The organism is Pseudaeromonas pectinilytica (genome assembly GCF_054780855.1).
Genome location: NZ_BAAGVN010000236.1, coordinates 1 through 2,160, shown reverse-complemented (window position 1 = coordinate 2,160; position 2,160 = coordinate 1). Strand labels below are relative to the sequence as shown.

Here is a 2,160-nt window from a genome sequence, read left to right as displayed (position 1 = left end):
GAAAGTCATGAACAAGGTCATAGGGCTTGGTATGCCCATTCGGCAGGCCGTCAACTAAGCCCGCCCGGCGGGTGGGGGAGCGACCATCCTACTTTGGATTTGATCAACAAGGCCCATGCACTGCTAAAGAACAAGGGTATCAAGGCCACCATTCCGCCGCGAAAAAATGCCGCCTTATGGGAAGAAGGCCATCCACGAAACGAAGCGGTTGAGGCACTCAAAGCCGGTGAGTTGGCCGAATGGAAAAAGCAGTCCGGGTATCATCAGCGTTCGAAAGCGGAAACGGCGATGTATCGTTACAAACAGCTGATTAGTCCAAAACTGAGCCTGAGAAACCACAATGGGCAGGTCGGTGAAATGCTGGCTGGAGTAAAGGTATTGAACAAAGTCATAGGACTAGGAATGCCAGGGTGAGAGCATGAGTGTTTGTTATTTCACCAACTCTTCGTTTCTCACCCATGTTGAAGGAAATAAGCGGCGAAGGATGTTCAAATTACCTCCAATTACTGAGTGTTCGATGAACTGTTTCCGCTCATAAAACATTCGTGATCTCACCCTGCTAGGAATGCCTGTCCGGCAGCCACTGAACTAAGCCAGGAAAAGCCGCAGGGGAACTGCTGTTTGGTGGCTGAATTGATCAACAACGCCCCGTTCACCCCAACCCTCGGTTCGTGGGTTGGGTGTAATTTAAACGAGCCCAGTCCTTATTCTGCGTTATTTCTTATAACTTTGAGCCAGAATATCCCCCGTCTCACGGTTATATATAATTACGTTCATTATTTTTCCATTAATTAAAGTATAAGAACGTATGTCCTCGGTAGGCGAATCTATCGAAGCAGTTTTATTCTTGTCAAACTCCATTAATTTTTCAGGGTCCCACCTATATTGAATGATTACTCCTATGTTCTGAGGTTTTGTTTTTTTGGCTTCATCAATTTTCATTTTAATAAATATTGAATTGTCAGTCATGGGTAGGCGTTTTAACGCATTATCCAATGATTTGCCATTAAAAAACACTCCCACATAAGACCTGACTGATTTTAATACTGTTGTCTCTGTGCCAAATGCATTTTTGCCAACGTACTCATCCTGAGAAATGAAATTATAGTCTGTTACATAGTACGACCCATTGTAATCATAACTTGTCGATAAGTAAATTTTCCACCCTTGGTTATCAGCGTCATAGCTCGGCTGCCCACCTTCAATGCATTGTACGTTGACGCCTAACGCTTGACCTTCTCTATTTATTCTCTCTCCGTACTGAGCCGTAGTTTCAAAATCATCTTTTGGTTTAAATTGTGCAGCCTTTCGTAATTCTATAATGTTATGAATATTAGTGAATATGAAGTTTTTAGGGACTGTAGCACCTATGCCTTTACACGACTCATCAGCTTTAGATTCTTTCGCCTTGATTTTTCTATATCTCTTTGCCGCTTTTTAGCAATTTCCGCCAAGAATCTATTTGCCAAATCAGCATCTTTAAATTCGGTGTTATCTAAATCACGTTTCAGCAGCCATTCAGCATCATCAATTGAATAGCCACCATATTTGCTCTTGAAGTTTTCATATCTAACGTCTTCCTTATTTTTGTTGAGAGCAATCTTTGCGGCCTGAGTTTCTGATTTTGATGCATTAGGCTCTTGTTGACCACAACCTACTAATAACATTGATGCAATAGCGATAACATGGATAAATCCCATAATAACTCCAATGTGCTCCCCAAAAATAGAATCATATCATATTTACAACATGACTGTTCAGATTAATGTTATTCTTGAGGGGCTTGTTGCTTAAACCAGGGAATCATCTGCCTCTGCTGTGTTCTGATTGCTTAGGGAAGGTGCGAACAAGTTCCTGATATGAGATCATGTTTGTCATCTGGAGCCATGGAACAGGGTTCATCATGAGTCATCAACTTACCTTCGCCGACAGTGAATTCAGCAGTAAGCGCCGTCAGACCCGAAAAGAGATTTTCCTCTCCCGCCGTCATCGAGCCGTTTTATCCCAAAGCCGGTAATGGTCGTCGGCCCTATCCGCTGGAAACCATGCTGCGCATTCACTGCATGCAGCATTGGTACTGACTCTTATACACAAGTAGCGCCCTGAACGGAACCATTCCCGTTTTCCAGGATCTGATCTTCCATGTGACCTCCTAACATG

Annotated in this window: 2 protein-coding genes and 1 pseudogene; 2 read left to right on the top strand and 1 reads right to left on the bottom strand. The window is 43.2% G+C overall.

The features are described from left to right. A partial coding sequence (locus ACYVG7_RS10490; RefSeq protein WP_460883063.1) for a transposase occupies positions 1 to 414 on the top strand: 414 nt, incomplete at its 5' end. Between the two features lie 953 nt (positions 415 to 1,367). Here ACYVG7_RS10490 and ACYVG7_RS10485 read toward each other — a convergent pair. After that, complete coding sequence (locus ACYVG7_RS10485) at positions 1,368 to 1,700, bottom strand: hypothetical protein (protein ID WP_460883062.1); 333 nt, start codon at positions 1,698 to 1,700, stop codon at positions 1,368 to 1,370. 203 nt (positions 1,701 to 1,903) lie between these two features. On the opposite strand from ACYVG7_RS10485, the pseudogene ACYVG7_RS10480 reads away from it, so the two are divergent. Continuing rightward, positions 1,904 to 2,078 (top strand): annotated as a pseudogene (locus ACYVG7_RS10480) (IS5/IS1182 family transposase); the annotation flags it as partial. Between the last annotated feature and the right edge of the window lie 82 nt (positions 2,079 to 2,160).

What these genes read in the sequence shown, in the direction of transcription:
- ACYVG7_RS10485 (WP_460883062.1), bottom strand. Translation starts at nt 1,700, where the DNA reads ATGGGATTTATCCATGTTATCGCTATTGCATCAATGTTATTAGTAGGT.